This window comes from Glutamicibacter sp. GQ173 (assembly GCF_059759215.1).
The window spans coordinates 193616-214750 of record NZ_JCAXDT010000009.1 but is presented as its reverse complement, the minus strand read 5'-3'; the positions used below and the strand labels follow the sequence as shown (position 1 = coordinate 214750).

Here is a 21135-nt window from a genome sequence, read left to right as displayed (position 1 = left end):
TCAGCGCAGCCGGGGCATCGCCGAGAGCAGCATCCGGGTGTATTCATGCTGCGGGGAGGCGAAGACGGACGCAGTGTCGCCCTGTTCAATGATTTTGCCCTGGTGCATGACCGCCACGGTATCGCTCATATGCTCGATGACCGACAGATCGTGGCTGATGAATAGATAACTGGTGCCGGTCTCGAGCTGGATCTGGTCTAAAAGATCCAGCACGGTGGCCTGGATGGACACGTCCAACGCCGACACCGGCTCATCGAGGACCAGCACCGAAGGCCTTGGCGCCAGGGCGCGGGCAATGGCCAGGCGCTGGCGCTGTCCGCCGGAGAGCTCGCGAGGAGAGCGCGGGAGCAGGCTGGTGGAAAGTTCCACCTGTTCCAGCAATCCAGCCACCTCGTTGCGGTAGCCAGCGGTCCGCTTGGTCTTGCCGCCGCTGAGCGCATCGGCCAGCAGCTGGCCGACGGAATAGCGCGGATCAAAGGAGCCCAGGGGGTTCTGGTAGATCGCGCCCATCTGCTCGCGAAGCTTTCGGCGTTGCCCCTCGGCCATGGGGGCGAAGCGTTCGCCGAGCAGGTCCAGGGTGCCAGAATCCGGTTTCTGCAAACCCAGCACCATGCGCGCGGTGGTGGTTTTCCCGGACCCGGATTCACCCACGATGCCCAAGGTTTTCCCCCGCGGCAAGTCGAAGCTCACCGCGTCCACGGCCGCGTGCTTTCCAAAGCTCTTCGACAGGTTGGTGGCCGAAAGGGCCGGTGGGCCAGCAACAATTTTCGGAGCGGGTGCTGGCGGCGGCACAGCGCCAGCTGCCGAGAGCGGCGCGAAGCGCGCGACGCCCGTGGGCACCGCTTGCAGTAGCTTGCGGGTGTAGTCATGCTGTGGATGGTTCAAGACCCGTTCGGCCGGTCCAGCTTCGACGATTTCCCCGTGGCGCATCACTGCGATGTCATCGGCCAGGTGGGCCACCTGCGCCAGATCGTGGCTGATCATCAGCACGCCGCGGCCCTGCTCCTTGAGCTTGCGCAGCTGCGAAAGGACCAGGGCGGTCAGTGCCGAGTCCAGCGCGGTGGTCGCCTCATCGGCGATCACCACCTGCGGGTTGCCGGCCAGCGCCTGGGCAATGAGGGCGCGCTGGCGCATGCCTCCGGAAAGCTCGGGGGAGCGCTGCTTGGCGCGCAGTCCGGGGTCGGGCATTCCTACCGCTTCGAGCACGTCGTGCACCCGCTGCTCACGTTCTGGCTTGGACAGCGAGCCATGATCCTTGAGTCCGTCAGCGATTTCCCGGCCCACCGGTCGCAGCGGGTCCAAGGCCATCAGCGCATCTTGCAGAATCATCGAGATCGAATTGCCGCGAATCTTCTGCCACGCCCGGTCATCCAGGTCCAGCGCATCCTGGCCGCAAATGGCCAGTTCGCTGGCGCTGACTCTCCCTCCGGAGAGACCCAAGAGGCTGCGCGCGGTCACGGATTTGCCGGATCCGGATTCGCCGACCAGCGCCAGCACCCGGCCAGAGCGGATGGCCAGGGAGATGTTCTTCACCGCGGGTGCTCCGTCGAAGCTGACCGACAGGTCCTTGACGGTGATGAGCTCTTGTTCACTCATAGCGACTTCACCTTTCCGCCTAGGGCGCGGCCGATCAGGGTTGCGGACACCGCCACGGCCACGATGGCCAGCCCGGGGAAAAGGCTCATCCACCATGCCAAGTGCAGGTAGGTGCGGCCGGCCGAAAGCATGGCACCCCATTCCGGAGCGGGCGGGGCGGCGCCCAAGCCGAGGAAGGAGAGGGCAGCGGCCCAAATGACGGCCTGGCCGATGCCCAGGGTCACCAGCGCCAGCAGCGGCTTGAGCGCATTGGGCACCAGGTGGTTGCGGACCTTGAGCCAGCTGCCGCGGCCGAGCACGGTGGCGGCCTCCAGCATTTCGGAATTCTTCAGGCTGCGGATTTGGCTGCGCACCAGCCGCGCATAGCCGGGAGCCGTGGATAGGCCGACGGCCACGATGGCCGGGCCCACGCCCGGACCGGTGAAGGCAATGATCAGCAGTGCCATCAGCAAGGAAGGAATGGCATAGAGCGCTTCGAGCACGCGCAAGATGATGTCATCGATCCAGCGCGGAGATAGCGCGGCAACGGTGCCCAGGATAATGGCCAGCCCCATGCCCAGGGCCGTGGCGGCCAAGCCGATGGATAGCGAGTCCGAAGTGCCATGGATGACGCGGGTGTAGATATCGCGGCCCGATTCGTCGGTGCCGAAGAAGTGCGCCGCCCCTGGTTTCTGGAAGGCTTGCACCGGGCTGATGGCCAGCGGGTCCCCGGGAGCCAGGACCGAGGGCGCCAGGGCCATCAGCAGCCAGAGGCCGACGACGATGGCGGAGAGGATTTTTGCGGTGCGGCTCATCGCTGCCCGCCTGCCGGGTTGATGAGCCGTTCGATACCTTCGGCCAAGGCCATGACCACGATGTAGACCAGCGCGGAGAACAAGGCGATGCCGGTAACCATCGGAATATCGCGGGCCAAGACCGCGGAGAGCAGGGAGCGGCCAAGGCCAGGGCGGGCGAAAATTGCTTCAACCACCACGGCTCCGGAGAGCAGCGAAGAAAACGCCCAGCCGGTCAGGCCCAACGCAGGCAGGGCCGCATGGCGCAGGCCATGGCGCCAGAAGAGCTTGAGCCGGCTTTCGCCGCGGGCCCGGGCTGCCAGGGCGAACTGGCTGCCCATCGCCTCGCCCAGGGAATCGCGCATCAATTGGGCGAGGAAACCAGCCAGCGGCAGCGCCAGGGTCAGCACCGGGAGCACCAGGCCCTGGGCGGAGCCATTGTCCACGGCAGGCAGCCAGCCCAATGCGGAAGAGAAGAGCATGATCAGCACCGCGCCGAGCCAGAAATGCGGGACCGCAGCGGCGATGATTTCCATCAGGCTGCCCAGTTGGCTGCCAAAGCGGCTGGACCGGATAGCGGCCGCGGCGAAGCATAGGGCCATCAGCCAGGCGGCGGCCAGGGCCAGCAGCGAGAGCCACAGGGTATTGGGCAGAACCTCGCCCATGACCTGGGTGACCGGCTGTTTCAGGGAGTAGGAGGTGCCGAAGTCCAGTGCCAGCAGCTTGCCCAGATACAGCAGGTATTGCGCGAAGAGCGGCTGGTCCAACGCGTATTCTGCCCGGGCAGCGGCCAGGGATTCGGCCGAAGCCTGAGAGCCCGGGCCGCCCATAATTGCTTCAGCCGGGTCGCCGGGGATCAGCCGGATGGCGAGGAAGATGGCCGTGGCCACCAGCCATAGCACCACCAGGGCACCGCAGATCTTGCGCCCAGCCCAAGCAACTGTGCCCATCAGAGGCTACTGATCCAGGAAGGTGTCGAAGTAGATCGGGGAGGACACCGCCGTGGTGGTTCCGACGCCGTGCACGTTCTTGCCGTAGAGGAAATGATTCTGCTGGTCATACAGCGGCAGCACGTAGTAGCCCTCGAGCACGATCTTCTGCGCCTGCTCGTAGAGCGAGGCGCGGCGCGCGCCGTCCTCGGTCTCTTCGGCCTTGTTCAGCAGCTGGTCGAGCTGCTTGTTCTTCACCTGTGCATTATTGGCGAAGTAGCCCGAAGGAGCAGGAACCGTTGAATCGGAGTGGTAGAGCACGCGCAGCACCGACGGGCCAACCTTGGTGTACGGAGCGGAGACCAGGTTGTACTCGTGCTTGGCCAGCGCGCCATACCAGCTGGACAGATCCAGTAGGTCGATCTTCACCTCGAAGCCCACGGCCTTGGCCTGGGCCTGGAACTGCTCGAAGAGGGACTGCTCGGCCGGGACCGACTGGTTGGTGGAGACCGGGAAAACCAAGCTCAAGCGCTTGCCATTCTTCACGCGGTAACCCTGGGCATCGCGTTCGCTCCAGCCGGCATCATCGAGCAGCTGGTTGGCCTTGGCGGTATCGGTGGTGAACAGCGATTCATCCGAGTATGCCAGCAGCTCCACCGAGGATAGCAGCGAATTGCTGCGCTTGGCGGTGCCGAAGAACAACGCGGAGACCCCGGTGTTCGCATCGACGGCGCGGATGAAGGCTTCGCGGACTCGCTGGTCGTCAAATGGCGCTTTGGAGCTGTTGAGCTCGATGCGGTTCGAGGCGCCGGGGCGCGGTGCATCGAGGTGGCCCAATCCGGCATCGGAGGCCGAGGCAATGGTGTCAGGCTGGGCGTTATCGATCACGTCGACTTCGCCGGATTGCAACGCCGCGTAGCGGGTGGCGGCTTCTGGGATGAACCGCCAGGTAATGCCATCCAGGTAGGCGGTGCTGCTGGTGCGCTTTTCATCAGCGACCGGCAGGACGTAGCCATCGTTGCGGACCAGGTTCACGGCCTTCTGATGCTCCCAGGACTCGACCTTGAACGGTCCGGTGCCCACTGGGGCAGCGCAGTTCGTGGCCTGATCTCTTTCCAGGGCCTTGGGAGATTCGATGGCGGTCCACGGCATCGAGAGGGATTCGAGCAGGGCGTTATCTGGAGCTGACAGCTTGAGGACGGCGGTCAGCTCATCTTTGGCCTCGACACTGACTACCTTGCCCACGGCGAGGTATCCGGTGGAGGAAGCGGTATTGGGGTCCTTGAGGTGCTTGACGTTGGCCTTGATGGCGTTCGCGGTGAGCTTGGTCCCATCGGTGAACTTGATGCCCTCCCGCAGCTTGATGGTACGGGTCAATCCGTCCTTGGAGACTTCCGTGCTCTCGGCCAGCCATGGGATGATCTCGCCGTTGGCATCCTTGGTAAACAGGGATTCCAGATATTGGCTGGCCACCAGCGCCTGCGGGTAATTGCCGCCAACGTGCGGGTCCAGGCAGCTTGGCTCTGCGTCGCCCGAGGCGTAGACCATGGTGCCGCCGGTGACCGGTTCTTTGCCTTGTGCCGTGGAGTCGGAGCTGCCTGTTGTCGAGCAGCCGGCCAAGAGGGCGCCGATTAATGGCAGTGCGAAGGCGCCGGCCAGAATACGCGAAGAGCGCGAGTTGCGTTGCATGGGAAGGAACTTACCTCGGTGTGCTAGTGGAATGACCACTCCAACTTTAGCCATGTACGTTGCATTCGTCAGATCGGCGCCCTGTGGCGCGGATCCGACGAATGCACTGCACTGCTGCGGGCGTCGAGTATCTACTTTTCGCTGGCTACGGTCAGCCGGCGGTTTTCGTGTGCCGGGGTATCGATTTCGTCGAGGATTGCCACCGCGAAGTCCTGGCTGGAAACGAAGTCGCCGGCCGGTGAATCGGTGCCCTTGGCGTAGCTTCCGGTGCGGCGTCCCGGTGCGATTACCGGGGCTGGTGCAACGACGGTCCAGGTGATTCCGGAGACGGAGGTGAACATGTCGTAGACGGCAGCTGCGGTGAGTGCTTCGGCCTTGTACGCTTCGGGGAAATCCGGGCTGTCGACCAGGCGGACACCGTTGACTTCGGTGGCTCCCGCGCCGCCAACGACGATCAGGCGCGCCGGAGTGAGGGTTTCGGTGATTTCCTCGAATGCGTCCAGGTATTCCTGGTGGTCTCCGCCGGTGCGCGATGGCGGAACGGAGATGACGATGACGTCATTGTTCTTGCCGAGCTCGCGGTAGGTGGCGGCGTCATTCAGTTCTGCTTTGACGGCGGTGGTGCCGGCAACCTCGGTGCCGGAACGGGTTACCGCGGTGACTTCGTGGCCGCGGGAAATGGCTTCGGCAACAACTTCAGTGCCGACCATGCCGGTGGCTCCATAGACTGCGATCTTCATGGTGATTCTCCTGTTGATTGGTTGACGTACAACACGATGATATCTTTTAGATACCGACTACTACAACGAAACTAGGTTTCCTAATGGATAGCCATGAGTCATTTAATGTCTTCGTGCAGAACTGTCCTTCACGTGAAATTATGCAGCGCCTCGGGGATAAATGGACACCGCTGGTCCTGCTTGGCCTAGCTGGCGGGCCGCAACGTTTCTCCGAGTTACGCCAGCGCATCGGCAGCGTCACTCCAAAAGTGCTCACCAGCACCCTGCGCACCCTTGAGCGCGACGGGCTGGTGGAGCGCACGGTCTTTGCCCAGGTCCCGGTCCGCGTAGACTATGAGCTCACCGAGGTTGGCCACAGCCTGCTGGGCCCCATGGAAACGCTGCGCAAATGGTCCGAGAACCATGCATCCAAGGTGCTGAAGGCCCGCGATGAGTTCGACGCCCGCGACGAGCGGCCAGCCGCGAGGCCGGCTAGGACAGCTCTTTGAGCATGAAGTGCAGGCCCACCAGTCCGTCCGCCCGGTGGTTGTAGGCTCCGGGCACCGTGCCCAGAATCTGGAAGCCCAGAGATTGCCACAGGTGCACCGCGGCGTAATTCGTTTCAACCACGGCGTTGAACTGGATGCCGCGATACTGTTGCTGTCTTGCCCAGGCGATGACATGCTCGCCTAGCAGCCGGCCAGTGCCGAGGTTCCGGTAGCCGGGGTCAACCAGGAAGGAGGCCGTGGCAAGATGTGCACCGCGCCCGGGCCTATTGGGCCCCATCTTGGCCGAACCGATAATTCTCCCGTCGTCCACGGCCACCACGCTCTGCCCTGGCGGGAGTTCCATCCACCAGGGTTCGGCGTCGTCCATGCTCTGGTCCTCGGGGAAGGCATAGCTCTGCCCATCGGCCATGATTTCGCGGTAGAACGCGTAGATGGCCGGCCAGTCGTCGGCGGTGGCTGTTCGGATCTGCATACCGGCCAGCCTAGTTGCTGGAGGTGATGGTGGGGGCAAGCGGCGGAACTTGAGTTGTAGCGCCGGTCACATAGACTGAGCTCACATGGAGCAATAACGGGCAAAGGAGCCGGTGGTGTTTGAAATAAGCGAAGACCAGAAGTCGCTGATCGGCATGGTCCACGATTTCGCGGAAACGAAGATCGCACCGATGGCCCAAAAATGGGATGAGGAACAGCATTTCCCCATTGATGTGCTCGCCCAAGCCGGCCAGCTGGGCATGGGCGGCATCTACGCCTCAGAGGAGCACGGCGGCTCGGCGCTCACCCGCAGCGACGCGGTACTCGTCTTTGAAGAGCTGGCCAAGGCGGACCCCACGCTGGCCGCCTACATTTCCATTCACAACATGGTGGTGTGGATGGTGGACAGCTTCGGCAATGAAGAGCAGCGGGCCGCCTGGCTGCCGGAATTGATCAGCATGGAACAGCTGGGCTCCTATTGCCTGACCGAACCAGGCATCGGCTCCGACGCCGCGGCATTGAGCACCCGCGCCCGCAGGGATGGCGACGAATATGTGCTCAGCGGCGTCAAGCAATTCATCTCCGGGGCCGGAAGCTCGGGACTGTATATCGTCATGGCTCGCACCGCGGATACCGGAGCCCGGGGGATCAGCGCATTCCTGGTCCCCGCCGATCTGCCGGGACTCAGCTTTGGCGCCAATGAAAAGAAGATGGGGTGGAAGGCCCAGCCCACCCGCCAGGTCATCATGGAAGGCGTGCGCATTCCCGCCGAAAACCTGCTGGGCGAGGAAGGCCAGGGATTCTCCATGGCCATGAAGGCACTCAATGGCGGGCGGCTGAATATTGCCGCCTGCTCGCTGGGCGGCGGCCAGCTGGCTTTGGACAAATCGGCCGCCTACCTCAAGGAGCGCCAGGCCTTCGGCGGGCCCCTGGCCAAGCAGGAAGCCCTGGTGTTCAAGCTGGCCGACATGGATATGGAGCTTGAAGCGGCCCGTTCTTTGCTGCGCCGCGCGGCCAGTGCCCTGGATGCAAAGAGCCCGGATACGGTGCGGCTTTGTGCCATGGCCAAAAAGGTCGCCACCGATGCCGGTTTCAACGTCGCCAACAGCGCCATCCAGCTGCATGGAGGCTACGGCTACTTGGCGGACTACGGCATGGAGAAGATCTTCCGGGACCTGCGGGTGCATCAAATCCTGGAAGGAACCAACGAGATCATGTCGCTGATCGTGGGACGGATCCTGCTGGAAGACTGAGCGGCGATCAGGATCGCGGAGCGCTGATTTCGGTGGAGCGCACCGGGTGCGACGAGTGGGAATCGCGCGGATCAGGATGCACCGCCTTGATGACCGGACGGCCGGCGGCAATCTGCTCGATGGTGCCCAGCGCCATGGCATCAAGCAAGGTGCGCTGGGTTGGCCGCATCATCTTCAGCTCGCCGCGTTCCAGCGCCGCAAAAAGCTCCTCGGGCTTGGCCCAGTGGGATCGCACGGCCTCGGTGGTTTGGTGCGCCGGCTCCTGGCCCGCGGCCAATGCCGCGACAAAAAAGTAGGTATCAAATCGGCGCGGGAAGCCGGTGGGAGTCACCCAGTTGGCCCACGGGAAAAGCTGCCCGGGCTCAAGGGACAGCCCGGTTTCCTCATGCACCTCGCGCAGGGCGGCTGCCAGGATTTCCCCGGCTTTCTGCGGGGCTGCCGCTTCGCCTTCGTCCCACACGGCAGTGCCGGCCCACTGCTTGCAGTGTGCGCTGATGATCGTGTCGCCAAGATGTCCGCTGGCTGCCGTTGCGCTGTCCTTGGGATCAACGCGGCCCCCGGGATACACGACCATGCCAGCCGCGAAGTCCATGGTGGACACCCGATGCTGGACGAAGACTTCGAAGCCGCCATTGTTTTCGCGCAGCATCAGCACGCTGGCCGCACGGCGGATCGGGACGTCAAGTGGGGCATTGCTGATCGGTGAAGTCGTCATTGTCTTCCGGGTCCTTGATTGTTGCGCCATTGGCTGCCGCCCTGGTGGCTAGCGGAAAGGAATGGTGGATCTTCTGCCAGCATAACTGCCAGCGCCTGCCCAGCGCGTGCCAGCATCCTCCGGGAGTTGTGCATGAACGCACATTGACCTGCGGAATCTGCACAGCGCGAATCGTTGACCCGAGTTGGAAATTGGCCATAGCTTGGCAGTGGGCATCCGAGATTCGGGCCCTTGCCGCAACGGTGCGCAAGAAGGGATATCACGGGCCATGACCCAGGAAACAGAATTGCCGGCCACCAGCAATGACGGCTTGCGCGGCCGGCGCGCATTGGTCACCGGGGGTGCCAGCGGAATTGGATTCGCCTGCGCGCAAGCACTGGCCCAGGCAGGTGCCGCAGTCACGATCGCGGACAGGGATGAGCAGGCTGCCCGCGAGGCCGCGGCCCGCCTGGACGGGAGCGCCTGGGCGGTGGATCTTTCGCAGACCAAGGCCCTTGAACAGTGCAGCGTCGACACCGACATCCTGGTCAACAATGCCGGCATCCAGAGGGTGGCAGCCATCGATGAATTTGATCCCGAGGCGTGGCGGCTGATCCACCGGCTCATGCTGGAAGCGCCATTTCTGCTCATCCGTGCTGCCCTGCCCGGCATGCGCGAACGCGGCTTCGGTCGGATCATCAATATTTCCTCGATCCACGGCTTGCGCGCCAGCGCCTTCAAGAGCGCCTACGTCTCGGCCAAGCACGGGCTGGAAGGCCTGTCCAAGGTCACCGCGCTGGAGGGTGCTGAGCACGGAATCACAAGCAATTGCATCAACCCGGGATATGTCCGTACGGCATTGGTGGAACAGCAGATTGCCGATCAGGCCAAGCTGCATCAGATCCCCGAATCACAGGTAGTGCAAAAGATCATGCTGACCGAGGCGGCCATCAAGCGGCTGGTTGAGCCAGAAGAAGTCGCCTCCCTCGTGGCCTGGCTCAGCTCATCATCGGCGGGAATGGTCACCGGTGCCTCGTACACCATGGATGGAGGCTGGAGCGCGCGGTAGCCACCGCCGGGCACTATGCAGGAGGGAAAAGAACTGTTCCGCTGGCGGCCACGGCTGCGATGATCAGCGTTGCAACCAGTCCCAAGAGCAATGCCTTGATCCCGGAGGTGAAGATGCTGCGCAGGTGGACCCCGAGCCCCAGGGCAAACATGGCCGCAGACAAGAGCAGGGTTTGCATGGTGGAAGCGCCGTCGATGAACACCTCTGGGAGATCCATGGTGGTGCGCACCAGCATGGTGGCCAGGAAACCAATAATGAACAGGGGCACCAGCGGCGGATTCTTGTCGCCGCGAACGCTGTGCTTGCGCCGCATATAGATTCCGACTCCGGCAACCACCGGAGCGAGCAGGAGAACCCTGGCCAGTTTCACGGTGACGGCCACGGCCAAGGCGGCTGCCGACACCGAGCCAGCACCGGCAACAACCTGTGCCACCTCGTGGGTCGAAGCGCCCACGAGCATGCCGATGCCGCGTTCATCCAAACCCAAAAGCAGACCCAGCGCGGGCATGGCCGGAATCATCAGTGTTCCGAAAAGCACCACCAGGCCAACTGCTGTGGCTACTTGATGCTCCTTGGCCTTGATTGTTCCTTCAGCCCCAGCCACAGCTGCCGCACCGCAGATGGAAAAGCCAATGGCAATCAACAGCCGTTGCTCCAGGTCCATGCCCATCAGCTTGCCGATCCAGGCGGTGAGCAGGAACGTGACGGTCACCGATGAAACCACCACCAGCAGCACGCCAGGACCAAGAGCAAGGATGGATTCCAAGGACAATTGGAATCCCAGAAAGACGATTCCCCACCGCAACAGCTTCTTTGCCGAAAGGGCTACCCCGGAATCAACAACATGAGGCACGGGCGCCAGGTTGCGCCACAGGGCGCCAAGCACAATGGCGATGAGCAACGCGCTCACGGAACGGGTGAAATGGCTGGCGAGAATGCACAGCACGCCGACGGCCAGGCACAGCAGCACTCCAGGGACCGGGCCGGAGAGCAGCCGGGTGGCCAGCGGCGTTCTGCTGGCCATGCCGGCATCGGAAGCAGAAGCAGTGCTGGTCGAGCCCGAGAGGTGGTTCATGCTCACCATTCTCCGCCGATGCGCTAGCCAGCGGTATTCGCCTCCTGGCTATCGCGGGCATATGATCATGATATGGATAGCGATTCGCCAGCAGGGCAGAGCCTGTCTCATTGGCTGCAATTCTCATCATTGGAGTTGCTGGTTGGCATTGCCGATCACGGGAGCCTCAGCGCAGGCGCCCGGGCGGCCGGCATGGCGCAATCCAACGCCTCGCGGGCGCTGAAAACCCTCGAGCGCCGATTGGGATATGCGCTGGTGACCAGGAAAACCAGCGGATCAACTCTGACCGCAGAAGGAGTCTTGACCGTCCAGTGGGCGCGTGAGGCGCTCGCCGGGTTGAACGCATTTTCCGCCGGTGTGCGCTCGCTGGCCGAACATGGCAACAAGGAGCTGGAATTCGGGGCCAGCATGACGGTGGCAGAATACCTGGCCCCGTCATGGATCGGGCAGCTGCATGAGAAGCTGCCCAGCGTCATTCCGCGAATGAGGATCATGAATTCCCACGACGTGATCCAGGCGGTGGAACAGGAACAGCTCAGCTTCGGATTTGTTGAAACGCCACAGCTGCCCGCGTCGCTCAGGAGCCGTGAAGTGTTCCGCGATGAAATGCTGGTCGTGGTTTCGCCTGCCCACCCCTGGGCCGCGCGGAAGGACCCGGTGACCTTGGAAGAGCTGCAGGAAACCGCGCTCATCGAGCGCGAGGAAGGCTCGGGGACCAGGGCCTTTTTGAACTCCTTGTCCGCCGTCGAGCGGGCCAAGCCGATTGCAGAATTCAATAGCAATGCGACCATCTGCCAGCTGGTAGCCGGAGGCATGGGGCCGGCAGTACTCAGCCAGCTGGCGGTGGAGAGCCAGCTCAAGCAAGGGTCGTTGGTTGAAGTACCGTTTGCCGGCCCGGCGCTAATGCGCGAGCTGCGCGCCATTTGGCGTGAAGAGCGTGCGCTGAATGCCAATGAGCGGATGCTCCTTGGCATCGCCATCATCCAGTCGCCCAGCGCTTGAGATCCAGGCGGTCCCGAGCGGCACTCTTGCGTCCTCTTAAAAGCGAAATCCCGGCACGTTTGGCTTTCCTTGAAGGGAAGGCAGGCCAAACGGGCCGGGATGCTTGCGAGGCCGGCTAGGAGACCTTCTCGACGGCGTGGCCCAGCTGCTTGGTCGGGACACGATAGGTTTCGCGTGCGGTCAGTGCCGAGAGCGAAGCGATGACCGCGATCACCGCTGTGAAGAGGCTGATCTGGACCCAGCCGTTGGCTTCTAGCCCGCCCAAAGCGGCCACGATGGACGGGGCAAAACCTGCCATGAGGAAGCCAAGCTGGGTGCCGATGGCCAAGCCGGAGAAGCGCACCTGCGAGGAGAACATTTCAGCGTAGAAGCTTGGCCAAACGGCGTTCGCCGCGGCGTAGGCGCAGGAGAAGACCAGGACCGACAGGGTGAATTGCAGCAACGCGTTGCTGGATTCCATGGACCGCAGATAGAACGGCATGATGGCCGCCGAGCCCAGCGCGCCGTAGATGAAGACCGGCTTGCGGCCGATCTTGTCAGCCAGCATGCCGAAGAGCGGCTGCGAGATCAAAGCGCCGATGTTGCCGGCAACAACAAGCCAAAGGGTGATCGACTCATCCATGTTTCCAATGACCTTGCCGTAGGAGATCGCCAGGGTTCCGTACACCGTGGAGACGGCGGCGATGAATGCGCACAGCACTACGCGCAGCACGTCCTTCCAATGGAAGCGCAGCAGAACTGCCAGCGGCAGCTTTGCAATCTCATTGTTCTTCTTGGCTTCTTCGAACTCCGGGGTTTCGTGCAGCGAACGGCGGATGAAGAAGGTGACAACCACTACGACTGCCGAGAGCCAGAACGGGATGCGCCAGCCGATGCCGAACTTGATCTCATCCGGAAGGGCAACCACTGGAATGAAGATCATCGCGGCAAGAATCTGGCCGCCCTGGGTGCCGGTGAGCGTCCACGAGGTGAAAAAGCTGCGGCGGTGATCCGGGGCATGCTCCAGCGACATCGATGAGGCTCCGGCCTGCTCGCCGGCCGCCGAGAGTCCCTGGCATAGCCGGGCCAGGACCAGCAGGATCGGGGCCAGCCAGCCTACCTGCTCGAAGGTGGGCAGGCAACCGATGAGGAAGGTGGATGCGCCCATCAGGATCAAAGTGAACATCAGGACTTTTTGCCGGCCGATGCGGTCGCCAAAGTGCCCCACGAAGATGGCTCCCACGGGGCGGGCTACGTAGGCAAAGCCGAAGGTGGCCAGCGACATGACCGCAGCGTTGGCATCGGTGTCGGGGAAGAAGATATGCGGAAAAATCAGGGCCGCAGCTGAGCCGAAGATGAAGAAATCGTAGTATTCAACAGCGCTGCCCATGAAGCTGGCGACGGCCGCCTTGACCGGTGTTCGTCCTGTGCTGGCAGTGCCGCCAGATGTGTCGGAGTTGTGTGGCGATGGCATCGGGTGACTCCTCGTCGAGTGTTTTGAAGGTGACAATCCGCCCTAGATGTTCGCTATGCGTACACTTGTTCGGAATGTGTTCATTGGATTACAGTAGATGTAAATCACAACTCAGGCAATACCTGACGTCATCAAGAAGAGCTGCGGGAGAACATGAGTACACGTGCTGAGTCTTATCTGGTCGGTCTGATCGGTGACGGCGTCATGCCATCGCTGACCCCGCCGATGCACGAACGCGCCGCCGAGGTGCACGGGCTGCGCTACCTGTATCGGCCGATTGACCTCACCGAACTGGAACTTCCGGCAAGCGGCATCGGGGAATTGCTCCAAGCAGGAGCCAAGCTGGGATTTAACGCCTTCAATGTAACCCATCCTTGCAAACAACTTGTTCTGGACCACCTAGATGACATCTCGCCAACGGCGAGGGCCATTGGCGCGGTGAACACCGTGGTGATCCAGGACGGGAAATTCATCGGGCACAACACCGACGCTTCCGGATTCTCCCGCGGCCTGGCCGAGGGGCTTCCCGGAGCCAAGAAGCAGAAAGTGCTCCAGCTGGGCGCTGGCGGCGCCGGCGCCGCGGTGGCCTACGCCTTGCTGGCTTCCGGGACCGAGCAGCTGCACATCGTTGATCTCGACGAGGATCGAGTCAACCACCGGGTCCAAGAGCTGCGCAAGAACTTCCCGCAAGTCCTGGTCCATGCCGCAACCCCTGCCCAGGTTCCGCAGCTTTTGGGCGAGGTCGATGGATTATTGAATGCCACCCCGATCGGCATGCACCACCATCCCGGTGTTCCGCTGGATATCGCAGCACTGGAATCACGGCACTGGGTCGCGGACTGCATCTACCGCCCGGTGGACACCGAACTGATCGTTGCCGCCCGCAACCTTGGATGCCAGGTGCTGGACGGCGGATACATGGCCGTTGGCCAAGCGGTGGACGCCTTCGAAATCATCACCGGCATCAGGCCGGAAACACAGCAGGTGCGTGGACACTTGCTGGAACTGCTGGAAAAAGGACTGTAATGCGCACCTCTATCGCTACGGTATGCCTGTCCGGAACCCTGGAAGAAAAACTGCTGGCCTGCGCCAAAGCCGGCTTTGACGGCATCGAGATCTTTGAGCAGGATCTCCTGGTGAGCCCGATGTCGCCCGAGGAAGTCAAGGCCATGGCACATCGGCTGGGGCTGACCTTGGATTTGTTCCAGCCCTTCCGCGATTTTGAAGGCGTCACCGAAGAACAGCTGCCGGCCAACCTGCACCGCGCAGAAGCCAAGTTCCAGCTCATGCAGCGGCTGGGCATGGACCTGATGCTGCTGTGCTCGAATGTCGGCACCGCCACCATCAACGACGATGGCCTGTTTGTGGATCAAATCCGGCAGCTTTCGGATCTTGCCGCCCAATACGATGTGCGCATTGCTTATGAAGCGTTGGCTTGGGGCAAGTATGTTGATACCTACCAGCATTCGTGGGAGATCGTGAAGCGGGTAGACCGAGCCAACGTGGGATTGTGCATCGACAGCTTCCACATCCTCTCGCGCGGCGATGATCCCTCGGAGATTGCCGCAATTCCCGGAGAGAAGATCTTCTTTGTCCAGCTGGCCGATGCGCCGGTGCTCTCCATGGACATCCTTTCCTGGTCCCGCCACTATCGGCTCTTCCCGGGACAGGGCGGCTTCGCGCTGGACCAATTCCTGGCAGAACTCGTGCGCTCAGGCTACGACGGCATCATTTCCTTGGAAATCTTCAATGATGTTTTCCGCCAATCAAACGTGGAACGCACCGCCATCGACGGGCTGCGGTCCTTGCAATGGCTGCAGTCCAAAACGGCACAGCTGTTGAGCTCGACAGGGGAGCAATACGCCTTGGACCTCAAGGCCCTGCCCGGAGACCAAGACGCCACCGGGTTCGACTTTGCCGAGATCCGGACCGAGGACCCAGAGCGCGTGGCAGGGATGCTGGCACAACTCGGTTTCAGCTTCAGCGGGCAGCACCGCCGCAAGCCGGTGCAGCTGTGGAGCTCGGGCGAGGCGAAGATCATCATCAATTCGCAGCGAAGCCGAGGAGTGGAAGCCGCCGTCTCCGGCTTCGGGGTGCTGGTGCCGGACCCGGTGGCCAGCGGCGAACGCGGTGGGGCCCTGCTCGCGACGCGAGTGCCCCGCCAGCAAACCAACAATGAACAAGACCTGCCTGGCTTCGTGGCGCCCGATAGCACCGAAGTATTCTTCAGCTCACCGGCCAATACCCGGAACTGGGTCCTGGAATTCGAAGATGCCGGGCCTGCGGCATCCGCGGTGCCGAGCGGGCCGATCCTGGGCATCGACCACATCAACATCGCCCAGCCATGGCAATGCTTCGACGAATCCGTACTGTTCTACAGCAGTGTCCTGAACCTTAAGGCACGACCCGGAACAGAGGTCCCCAGCCCGATGGGACTGGTGCGTTCACAGGTTCTGTCCACGGCGGATTCCGGTGTTCGGCTGGCGCTGAACATTGTTCCGCAGGGACTGGAAAGCATCATCGAGCGCAACCACGAGTACCCGGAACATGTGGCCCTGCGGGCCGACGACATCATCGAGGTGGCATGCAATGCGCGCGCACGCGGCATGGAGTTCCTGCAGGTCCCCGACAACTACTACGAGGACCTGGCGGCCCGCTTCGACCTTGAGGCGCAATTGCTCGATACCCTCAAGGAACTGCAGCTGTTGTACGACCGCGATGAGGCCGGCGAGTTCTTGCATTTCTACACCAAGACCCTTGGCAACATGTTCTTGGAGGTAGTTGAACGGCGTTCTGGCTACGATGGGTATGGGGCGCCCAATGCGCCGGTCAGGCTTGCCTCTCAATTCGAGAGCAATCGCTGGAGCAGAAACTTGTAAAGCTGGGAGAGCAAACAGTGGCAGAGCGGCCGGATTATTTCGTTAAGTCAGCGGAAAAGACCTTGGCCGTGCTGCTGGCATTTTCGGCAGGCAATTCCGAGCTGACGGTATCCCAGGTTGCTGCGGCGACAGATCAAACCAGGGCCTCGGCGCGCCGATTCCTGCTCACGCTCGTTGACCTCGGGTATCTGCAGGCCCATGGCAATGCCTACCGGATGACTCCGCGGGTCCTGGATGTCGGGGCTGCCTACCTGTCGGGTCTGACCCTTCCACAGGCGGCCGTGGGCCACCTGCAGTCATTGGCGCGCGAGTTGGAAGAGACTGCGTCCTTGTGCGTGCTCGAAGGCCAGGACATTTTGTACGTGGAACGCGTCGCCGCGCCACGACTGCATGCGTTGAATGTGTCCATTGGAAACAGGCTTCCGGCCTGGGTGACCTCTATGGGCCGCGTGCTCATCGCCTACCTGGAGCCCGCCGAGCAGGAAGCCTTCCTGCAGCGCGTTGAGCTGCAGAAGTACACCGAGCACACGGTATCGAGCATCGAGGAATTGAAAAAGGAATTGGCGACGGTGCGCCAGCAGGAATGGTCCCTGGTCAACCAGGAACTGGACGAAGGGCTACGCGGCTTGGCGGTTCCGGTGATCCGTGGCGGCAAGCTGCTGGGCGCCTTGAACGTCTCGGTGCAGACCAGCAGGAATAATCCCGCATATATCCATGATCAGCTCCTGCCGAAGCTTCAAGGCGCCGCCAAAGCCATCGCCGATGACTTTGGCGGACGCCTGGGCTAAGCAGCCAGCGGCAACCTAGGCGCCGTTGGACTCGATGGCGGTCGCCAGTAATCCCGACAGGCGCTGGACGCCTTCGCTGATGGTTGCCTCGTCGACGGAGCAGAAGGCCAACCGGAGCTTGTTATCGGCTTGTCCGCCAGGGCTGAAGGCCGCGCCAGGGATGAAGATGACTCCAGCCTTCACTCCGAGCTGCAGCAGCTTGTAGGTGTCGATTCCCGCCGGCAGCGTCAGCCAGATGAAGAAGCCGCCTTCGGGCCGCGTGTAGCTGACCTCAGCGGGCAGGTACGTCGCCAGCGCTTCGAGCATCGCGTCGCGACGAGAGCGGTAGAGGTCGTTGTACTTAGCGATCTGCCCCTTCCAATCATGCTCATTGAGGTAGGCGCTGATGATCATCTGGTTCAAGGTGGGCGGGCACAGCGCCACAGCTTCGCCAGCCAAATAGAAACGGCGGAAGAGATGCGTGGGGACTGCCGCCCAGCCGATGCGCAATCCCGGGGCGAAGATCTTGGAGAAGGAGCCCATGTAGATGACATTCTCCGGATCCAGGCTGCGCAGGGTCGGTGCTGCCTGGCCCTCATAGCGCAGCATCCCGTAGGGATTGTCTTCCAGGATCAGGATGCCTTCTTCGCGGCAAATATCCACGATTTCCTGGCGTCGCTCAGCCGCCAGCGTGATGCCCGACGGATTATTGAAGTTCGGGATGGTGTAGAGGAATTTGATGCGCTCTCCGGCCGCGCGAAGCTGCCTGATGCGCTCGCGCAAGGCTCCGGGAATAAGCCCTTTTTCGTCGGTGCCCACTGGCTGTGCAGTGACTTGGTAGGCTTCGAAAGTGTTCAGCGCGCCCACATAGGTGGGGTCTTCGCACAGCACGGTATCGCCGGGGTTGCAGAACACCTTGCAGGCCATGTCCTGCGCGGATTGGGATCCGTTGGTGACCACGACGTCTTCTACCTTGACGTTGTTGATTCCCTCGGCTGCCATGACATCGATGATTTGCTCGCGCAATTCCACGGTGCCCAGGCCGGAACCGTATTGCAAGGCCTCGGGCCCATGCTCGGTAATGATGCGCCGGCTGATTTCACCGATTTTTTCCAGGGGAAGCAATTGCAAGTACGGGTTGCCGCCGGCCAAGGAGACCAGGGATGGATCCAAGGAGAGCTCGAAGACATCGCGGACGGCGGACTGCTTGATGCCGGAAGCGCGGTCGGAGAGCAGTGCCTCGTGGGCGGTGGCGAGGGATTGCGGTGCGGTGGTCATGGTCCTCCTTGGCCAAGGCTCCAGGCGTTGCCGGAGCGTGCTCCTCGCGTTCAGGCTCCGCGTGAAGGCATGTTTTCAAATAGAATACTTTGGTATTCCAACAGGAAATCCAGTGCTTGGCAAGAACCAATGTTCCCAGCCTCAGAACCTCATGCCCCGTTTCCTCGATTTACGCTCTTCAACACTGAGCTGGGCCAGTGCACCATTGATCCGCCGATGCAGGTTCTCGGCCAAGGTCCGGGGTTTGCTTGACGCCGGCCAGCTGTCCCTGGCCAGCACTGCCAAGAGGTCGATGCAATCGACGGCGGCCCGTTGGCAACCATCTTGAGCGTGGCCGAGCGCTTCATTGATGATCAGCACCGCGGCATCCAAAGTGCTGTCGGTGGATTGCGTGGAGCGCTGGGAACTGGGCATATGCCGCTCAGCAGTCACCAAATCCTGAATCTCCGATAGCTTCTTGGGCATCCTGGCTATGGCGCGGTAGGCACGGTTTTGCACGCCCATGATCTGCAAGGGGCCCAGCCCGCCCAAGAGCAGCGTAATGATGGCGAAGGCGGCGATCTTCGGCGCCCCCGCTTTGGCAAGGAAAATTCCGGCAGCGATGGCTATGGCAGCGATGAGCGTTGCCAGGAGGAAGATGCTCCATGCTCCAAAGCGGGGCTTCTTCGGCTCCGGGCTCAGCGTCTTCTCCGCGGCAATTTGAGCGAGTTTTCCGCGGATCTGCGGAATATATGGAACACCCAGCTCTGGCTGGGACAGCACTTGTTCCTTGCGCCAAGCGCGCAGGCGTTTGCGGCTTTGCCAAACATGGAGAATTTGCCATGCAGCCAACAGCGGCACGGCGAGCAGGAAGAAAATCAGCACCGCTGATTTCAGGGGCAGCCCCTGCTGATGAAGCCCGTAGCACCCTGCCCAAGCGATCAGCGAATAGCCGGGGAACCGGATGAGCATTCGATCCCACCAGGCTATTTCTTGTGGAACGCCCGCAGTCCTACTCATCCTGTTGGCTCTTAGCTGTTATCGGCTCGGGAATCTAGCCAAGCCTGGATGGCGCTGGGACGAATTCGGCGGTGCGTTCCGCGGTATTCCACTGGAATGGTTCCTGCATCGGCGAGCTTGCGCAGGTAGCTGTTGGAGATGCCAGCCATCTGGGCCGCTTGGGAAGTGTTCAGAAGCAATTCCGGGGTGCCGATGCTGACTGATTCTCCATCGGCAAAGCGCGAGAGCACCTCGATCAGCGCTTCGTGCGCTTCCTCTGGCAGCTGCAGTGCAGTTCCGTTCACAAATACAGTGGTGTCATTCGATTCATCCAGCGCGCGCCGCAACCGTGCTGTGGTCTTGTCGTCGAGCGCTTCGAAGGTACGGACCCTGCCCAGAGCTGAAGTCGGTGATGCCATGAGGTTTATTTTGCCCGAGATGGAGGATAACCGCACATAACGCTGGTGATCTGGATGCATTGCTACGGAGGTCATATTGGCCCAAATGGAAGAAAAGGGGTTGATTTGCGACAAACATTTCCCGTATGGTGGAAATTGTAGGTCTAAAGAAAGTACTGACCAGCCATCTTCCGGCACACCACGAGGGAGTCTTCAGCCTTACCCGGCGGAGCCCATCTGGGAACTGTGTACATGGAAGCCTGATGCCCTCCTTAATTGCGTGCGGGTCAAGCTCCATTGCGGTCGGATGAATGGTCATGCGCGTTCCTACGCTCTGCCACCCAATTCGTGGGTACTGCGTTTTCGTCATTCAGAACTTTCTTGAAAGAAGAGCTATTCAATGTCTGTTGAATCCACCAAAGACCTGTCCACCATCACCGACGCAGAAATTTTTGACGCCCACATTGGCGGCAAGCTCACTGTCCAGTCGCAGATGCCCCTGAACACCAAGCGCGATCTGTCGATTGCGTACACCCCCGGAGTAGCCAAGGTTTCCCAAGCGATCGCCGATGATCCAGCCAAGCACTCCACCCACACCTGGGCATCGCGCCTGGTAGCCGTAGTTTCGGACGGAACTGCAGTCCTGGGCCTGGGAAACATCGGGGCAGCAGCGTCGCTGCCCGTGATGGAAGGCAAGTGCGCACTGTTCAAGGAGTTTGGCGGGCTGGATTCCATCCCGCTGGTGCTGGACACGACTGATGTTGATGAAATCGTTGAGACGATTGTGCGATTGCGCCCAAGCTTTGGCGCGGTAAACCTTGAAGATATCTCAGCGCCGCGATGCTTTGAAATTGAGCAGAAGCTGATCGAAGCGCTGGATATCCCAGTGATGCACGATGATCAGCATGGCACCGCAGTTGTGGTGCTGGCAGCGCTGATTGGTGCTGCACGCCAGACCAAGCGCGATATCAGCTCGCTGAAGGTTGTAGTTTCCGGCGCAGGATCGGCCGGGGTTGCGGTCACGAACTTGTTGCTCAAGGCCGGCGTCGCCGATGTGATTGTGCTCGACTCGCGGGGAACCATCAACCGCGAACGTGATGATTTGAACCCGATCAAGGCTGAACTTGCCGGCCGCACCAACCGCGACGACGTCATGGGCGGACTGGCTGAGGCCTTGGACGGAGCTGACGTGGTTGTTGGCTTGTCCTCGTCGAAGTTTGACGAGGCAGCCGTGGCAAAGATGAACAAGGACGCGATCATCTTTGCGCTGTCCAACCCAACTCCTGAGATCATGCCGGAGGATGCGAAGAAGTTCGCTGCGGTGGTTGCTACCGGACGTAGCGACTTCCCCAACCAGATCAACAATGTTCTGGCTTTCCCGGGCATTTTCCGCGGCGCTTTGGACTCGGGTGCCACGAAGATCACCGAAGGCATGAAGATCGCTGCTGCTCACGCTATTGCTGATCTGGTCGGTGAGGATCTTGGAGAAGATTACATCGTGCCTTCTGCTCTCGATGAGCGAGTGATGCCAGCTGTGGCTGCTGCCGTGGCTGCTGAGGCGCAGTCCGCCCAGTAGCTTCCGGCGCACCGCTTGGCGGTGTTG

At 61.7% G+C, this 21135-nt stretch carries 20 protein-coding genes; 8 read left to right on the top strand and 12 right to left on the bottom strand.

Annotated elements, in window-relative coordinates:
• The 5 genes from AC6CHO_RS15235 to AC6CHO_RS15215 all read right to left on the bottom strand — a co-directional run bounded on the left by AC6CHO_RS15235 (window position 1) and on the right by AC6CHO_RS15215 (window position 5727).
• Entirely contained in the window at window positions 1–1596 is a 1596-nt protein-coding gene (locus AC6CHO_RS15235) for a dipeptide ABC transporter ATP-binding protein (protein ID WP_498216209.1), read from the bottom strand.
• Entirely contained in the window at window positions 1593–2390 is a 798-nt protein-coding gene (locus AC6CHO_RS15230; RefSeq protein ID WP_498216207.1) for an ABC transporter permease, read from the bottom strand. The genes AC6CHO_RS15235 and AC6CHO_RS15230 overlap by 4 nt, the downstream gene beginning before the upstream one ends.
• Window positions 2387–3319: an ABC transporter permease gene (locus AC6CHO_RS15225; RefSeq protein ID WP_498216205.1), complete on the bottom strand. Its 933-nt coding sequence runs from the start codon at window positions 3317–3319 to the stop codon at window positions 2387–2389. Before AC6CHO_RS15225 ends, AC6CHO_RS15230 begins: the two co-directional genes overlap by 4 nt.
• Window positions 3320–3325: 6 nt before the next feature.
• Window positions 3326–4987: an ABC transporter substrate-binding protein gene (locus AC6CHO_RS15220; protein ID WP_498216203.1), complete on the bottom strand. Its 1662-nt coding sequence runs from the start codon at window positions 4985–4987 to the stop codon at window positions 3326–3328.
• Window positions 4988–5118: 131 nt separating this feature from the next.
• The gene (locus AC6CHO_RS15215; protein WP_498216202.1) at window positions 5119–5727 is read right to left on the bottom strand and encodes an NAD(P)-dependent oxidoreductase; all 609 of its coding nucleotides are present in this window, start codon (window positions 5725–5727) and stop codon (window positions 5119–5121) included.
• An 83-nt stretch (window positions 5728–5810) separates the two neighbouring features.
• Between AC6CHO_RS15215 and AC6CHO_RS15210 the strand changes: the two genes are divergently transcribed.
• Window positions 5811–6215, top strand: coding sequence for a winged helix-turn-helix transcriptional regulator (locus tag AC6CHO_RS15210; RefSeq protein WP_498216201.1), 405 nt, complete (start codon window positions 5811–5813; stop codon window positions 6213–6215).
• On the opposite strand, the gene AC6CHO_RS15205 is transcribed toward AC6CHO_RS15210, so the two are convergent.
• The gene (locus tag AC6CHO_RS15205) at window positions 6199–6687 is read right to left on the bottom strand and encodes a GNAT family N-acetyltransferase (protein WP_498216199.1); all 489 of its coding nucleotides are present in this window, start codon (window positions 6685–6687) and stop codon (window positions 6199–6201) included. The genes AC6CHO_RS15210 and AC6CHO_RS15205 overlap by 17 nt on opposite strands.
• A 115-nt stretch (window positions 6688–6802) precedes the next feature.
• Here AC6CHO_RS15205 and AC6CHO_RS15200 point away from each other — a divergent pair, with 115 nt between their 5' ends.
• The gene (locus tag AC6CHO_RS15200) at window positions 6803–7939 is read left to right on the top strand and encodes an acyl-CoA dehydrogenase family protein (RefSeq protein WP_498216197.1); all 1137 of its coding nucleotides are present in this window, start codon (window positions 6803–6805) and stop codon (window positions 7937–7939) included.
• Between the two features lie 7 nt (window positions 7940–7946).
• On the opposite strand, the gene AC6CHO_RS15195 is transcribed toward AC6CHO_RS15200, so the two are convergent.
• Window positions 7947–8654 carry an NUDIX hydrolase gene (locus tag AC6CHO_RS15195; RefSeq protein WP_498216195.1) on the bottom strand — a complete coding sequence of 236 codons (708 nt, stop codon included), beginning with the start codon at window positions 8652–8654 and terminating at the stop codon, window positions 7947–7949.
• Between the two features lie 268 nt (window positions 8655–8922).
• On the opposite strand from AC6CHO_RS15195, the gene AC6CHO_RS15190 reads away from it, so the two are divergent.
• On the top strand, window positions 8923–9702 hold the full coding sequence (locus AC6CHO_RS15190; RefSeq protein ID WP_498216193.1) for a 3-hydroxybutyrate dehydrogenase: 780 nt from the start codon (window positions 8923–8925) through the stop codon (window positions 9700–9702).
• Window positions 9703–9715: 13 nt separating this feature from the next.
• Here AC6CHO_RS15190 and AC6CHO_RS15185 read toward each other — a convergent pair whose 3' ends face one another.
• The gene (locus AC6CHO_RS15185; protein WP_498216191.1) at window positions 9716–10777 is read right to left on the bottom strand and encodes a YeiH family protein; all 1062 of its coding nucleotides are present in this window, start codon (window positions 10775–10777) and stop codon (window positions 9716–9718) included.
• A gap of 72 nt (window positions 10778–10849) precedes the next feature.
• On the opposite strand from AC6CHO_RS15185, the gene AC6CHO_RS15180 reads away from it, so the two are divergent.
• Entirely contained in the window at window positions 10850–11779 is a 930-nt protein-coding gene (locus AC6CHO_RS15180; RefSeq protein ID WP_498216189.1) for a LysR family transcriptional regulator, read from the top strand.
• A gap of 115 nt (window positions 11780–11894) precedes the next feature.
• Here the strand turns inward: AC6CHO_RS15180 and AC6CHO_RS15175 are convergent, their stop codons facing one another.
• Window positions 11895–13232, bottom strand: a complete 1338-nt coding sequence (locus tag AC6CHO_RS15175; protein WP_498216187.1) for an MFS transporter — start codon at window positions 13230–13232, stop codon at window positions 11895–11897.
• A 153-nt stretch (window positions 13233–13385) separates the two neighbouring features.
• Between AC6CHO_RS15175 and AC6CHO_RS15170 the strand changes: the two genes are divergently transcribed.
• Genes AC6CHO_RS15170 through AC6CHO_RS15160 form a run of 3 tightly spaced genes read left to right on the top strand, consistent with a single transcriptional unit; the run spans window position 13386 to window position 16899 of the window.
• A complete protein-coding gene (locus AC6CHO_RS15170) occupies window positions 13386–14258 on the top strand; it encodes a shikimate dehydrogenase (RefSeq protein WP_498216185.1) in 873 nt (290 codons plus the stop codon).
• Window positions 14258–16111: a bifunctional sugar phosphate isomerase/epimerase/4-hydroxyphenylpyruvate dioxygenase family protein gene (locus AC6CHO_RS15165; RefSeq protein WP_498216183.1), complete on the top strand. Its 1854-nt coding sequence runs from the start codon at window positions 14258–14260 to the stop codon at window positions 16109–16111. Before AC6CHO_RS15170 ends, AC6CHO_RS15165 begins: the two co-directional genes overlap by 1 nt.
• Window positions 16112–16128: 17 nt before the next feature.
• Entirely contained in the window at window positions 16129–16899 is a 771-nt protein-coding gene (locus AC6CHO_RS15160) for an IclR family transcriptional regulator domain-containing protein (protein ID WP_498216181.1), read from the top strand.
• A 15-nt stretch (window positions 16900–16914) separates the two neighbouring features.
• Here AC6CHO_RS15160 and AC6CHO_RS15155 read toward each other — a convergent pair whose 3' ends face one another.
• The 3 genes from AC6CHO_RS15155 to AC6CHO_RS15145 form a co-directional block, all read right to left on the bottom strand.
• The gene (locus AC6CHO_RS15155) at window positions 16915–18156 is read right to left on the bottom strand and encodes an aminotransferase-like domain-containing protein (RefSeq protein WP_498216179.1); all 1242 of its coding nucleotides are present in this window, start codon (window positions 18154–18156) and stop codon (window positions 16915–16917) included.
• Between the two features lie 141 nt (window positions 18157–18297).
• Entirely contained in the window at window positions 18298–19155 is an 858-nt protein-coding gene (locus tag AC6CHO_RS15150) for a hypothetical protein (RefSeq protein ID WP_498216177.1), read from the bottom strand.
• A gap of 11 nt (window positions 19156–19166) precedes the next feature.
• Complete coding sequence (locus AC6CHO_RS15145; protein ID WP_498216175.1) at window positions 19167–19553, bottom strand: helix-turn-helix domain-containing protein; 387 nt, start codon at window positions 19551–19553, stop codon at window positions 19167–19169.
• A gap of 379 nt (window positions 19554–19932) precedes the next feature.
• On the opposite strand from AC6CHO_RS15145, the gene AC6CHO_RS15140 reads away from it, so the two are divergent.
• Window positions 19933–21108, top strand: coding sequence for an NAD(P)-dependent malic enzyme (locus AC6CHO_RS15140; RefSeq protein ID WP_498216173.1), 1176 nt, complete (start codon window positions 19933–19935; stop codon window positions 21106–21108).
• Window positions 21109–21135: the final 27 nt, after the last annotated feature.

Coding starts and splice junctions, on each gene's coding strand:
- AC6CHO_RS15195 (WP_498216195.1), bottom strand. CDS start 8,654: ATGACGACTTCACCGATCAGCAATGCCCCACTTGACGTCCCGATCCGC.
- AC6CHO_RS15235 (WP_498216209.1), bottom strand. CDS start 1,596: ATGAGTGAACAAGAGCTCATCACCGTCAAGGACCTGTCGGTCAGCTTC.
- AC6CHO_RS15175 (WP_498216187.1), bottom strand. CDS start 13,232: ATGCCATCGCCACACAACTCCGACACATCTGGCGGCACTGCCAGCACA.
- AC6CHO_RS15165 (WP_498216183.1), top strand. CDS start 14,258: ATGCGCACCTCTATCGCTACGGTATGCCTGTCCGGAACCCTGGAAGAA.
- AC6CHO_RS15150 (WP_498216177.1), bottom strand. CDS start 19,155: ATGAGTAGGACTGCGGGCGTTCCACAAGAAATAGCCTGGTGGGATCGA.
- AC6CHO_RS15145 (WP_498216175.1), bottom strand. CDS start 19,553: ATGGCATCACCGACTTCAGCTCTGGGCAGGGTCCGTACCTTCGAAGCG.
- AC6CHO_RS15210 (WP_498216201.1), top strand. CDS start 5,811: ATGGATAGCCATGAGTCATTTAATGTCTTCGTGCAGAACTGTCCTTCA.
- AC6CHO_RS15140 (WP_498216173.1), top strand. CDS start 19,933: ATGTCTGTTGAATCCACCAAAGACCTGTCCACCATCACCGACGCAGAA.
- AC6CHO_RS15215 (WP_498216202.1), bottom strand. CDS start 5,727: ATGAAGATCGCAGTCTATGGAGCCACCGGCATGGTCGGCACTGAAGTT.
- AC6CHO_RS15155 (WP_498216179.1), bottom strand. CDS start 18,156: ATGACCACCGCACCGCAATCCCTCGCCACCGCCCACGAGGCACTGCTC.
- AC6CHO_RS15180 (WP_498216189.1), top strand. CDS start 10,850: ATGGATAGCGATTCGCCAGCAGGGCAGAGCCTGTCTCATTGGCTGCAA.
- AC6CHO_RS15225 (WP_498216205.1), bottom strand. CDS start 3,319: ATGGGCACAGTTGCTTGGGCTGGGCGCAAGATCTGCGGTGCCCTGGTG.
- AC6CHO_RS15190 (WP_498216193.1), top strand. CDS start 8,923: ATGACCCAGGAAACAGAATTGCCGGCCACCAGCAATGACGGCTTGCGC.
- AC6CHO_RS15170 (WP_498216185.1), top strand. CDS start 13,386: ATGAGTACACGTGCTGAGTCTTATCTGGTCGGTCTGATCGGTGACGGC.
- AC6CHO_RS15220 (WP_498216203.1), bottom strand. CDS start 4,987: ATGCAACGCAACTCGCGCTCTTCGCGTATTCTGGCCGGCGCCTTCGCA.
- AC6CHO_RS15205 (WP_498216199.1), bottom strand. CDS start 6,687: ATGCAGATCCGAACAGCCACCGCCGACGACTGGCCGGCCATCTACGCG.
- AC6CHO_RS15185 (WP_498216191.1), bottom strand. CDS start 10,777: ATGAACCACCTCTCGGGCTCGACCAGCACTGCTTCTGCTTCCGATGCC.
- AC6CHO_RS15230 (WP_498216207.1), bottom strand. CDS start 2,390: ATGAGCCGCACCGCAAAAATCCTCTCCGCCATCGTCGTCGGCCTCTGG.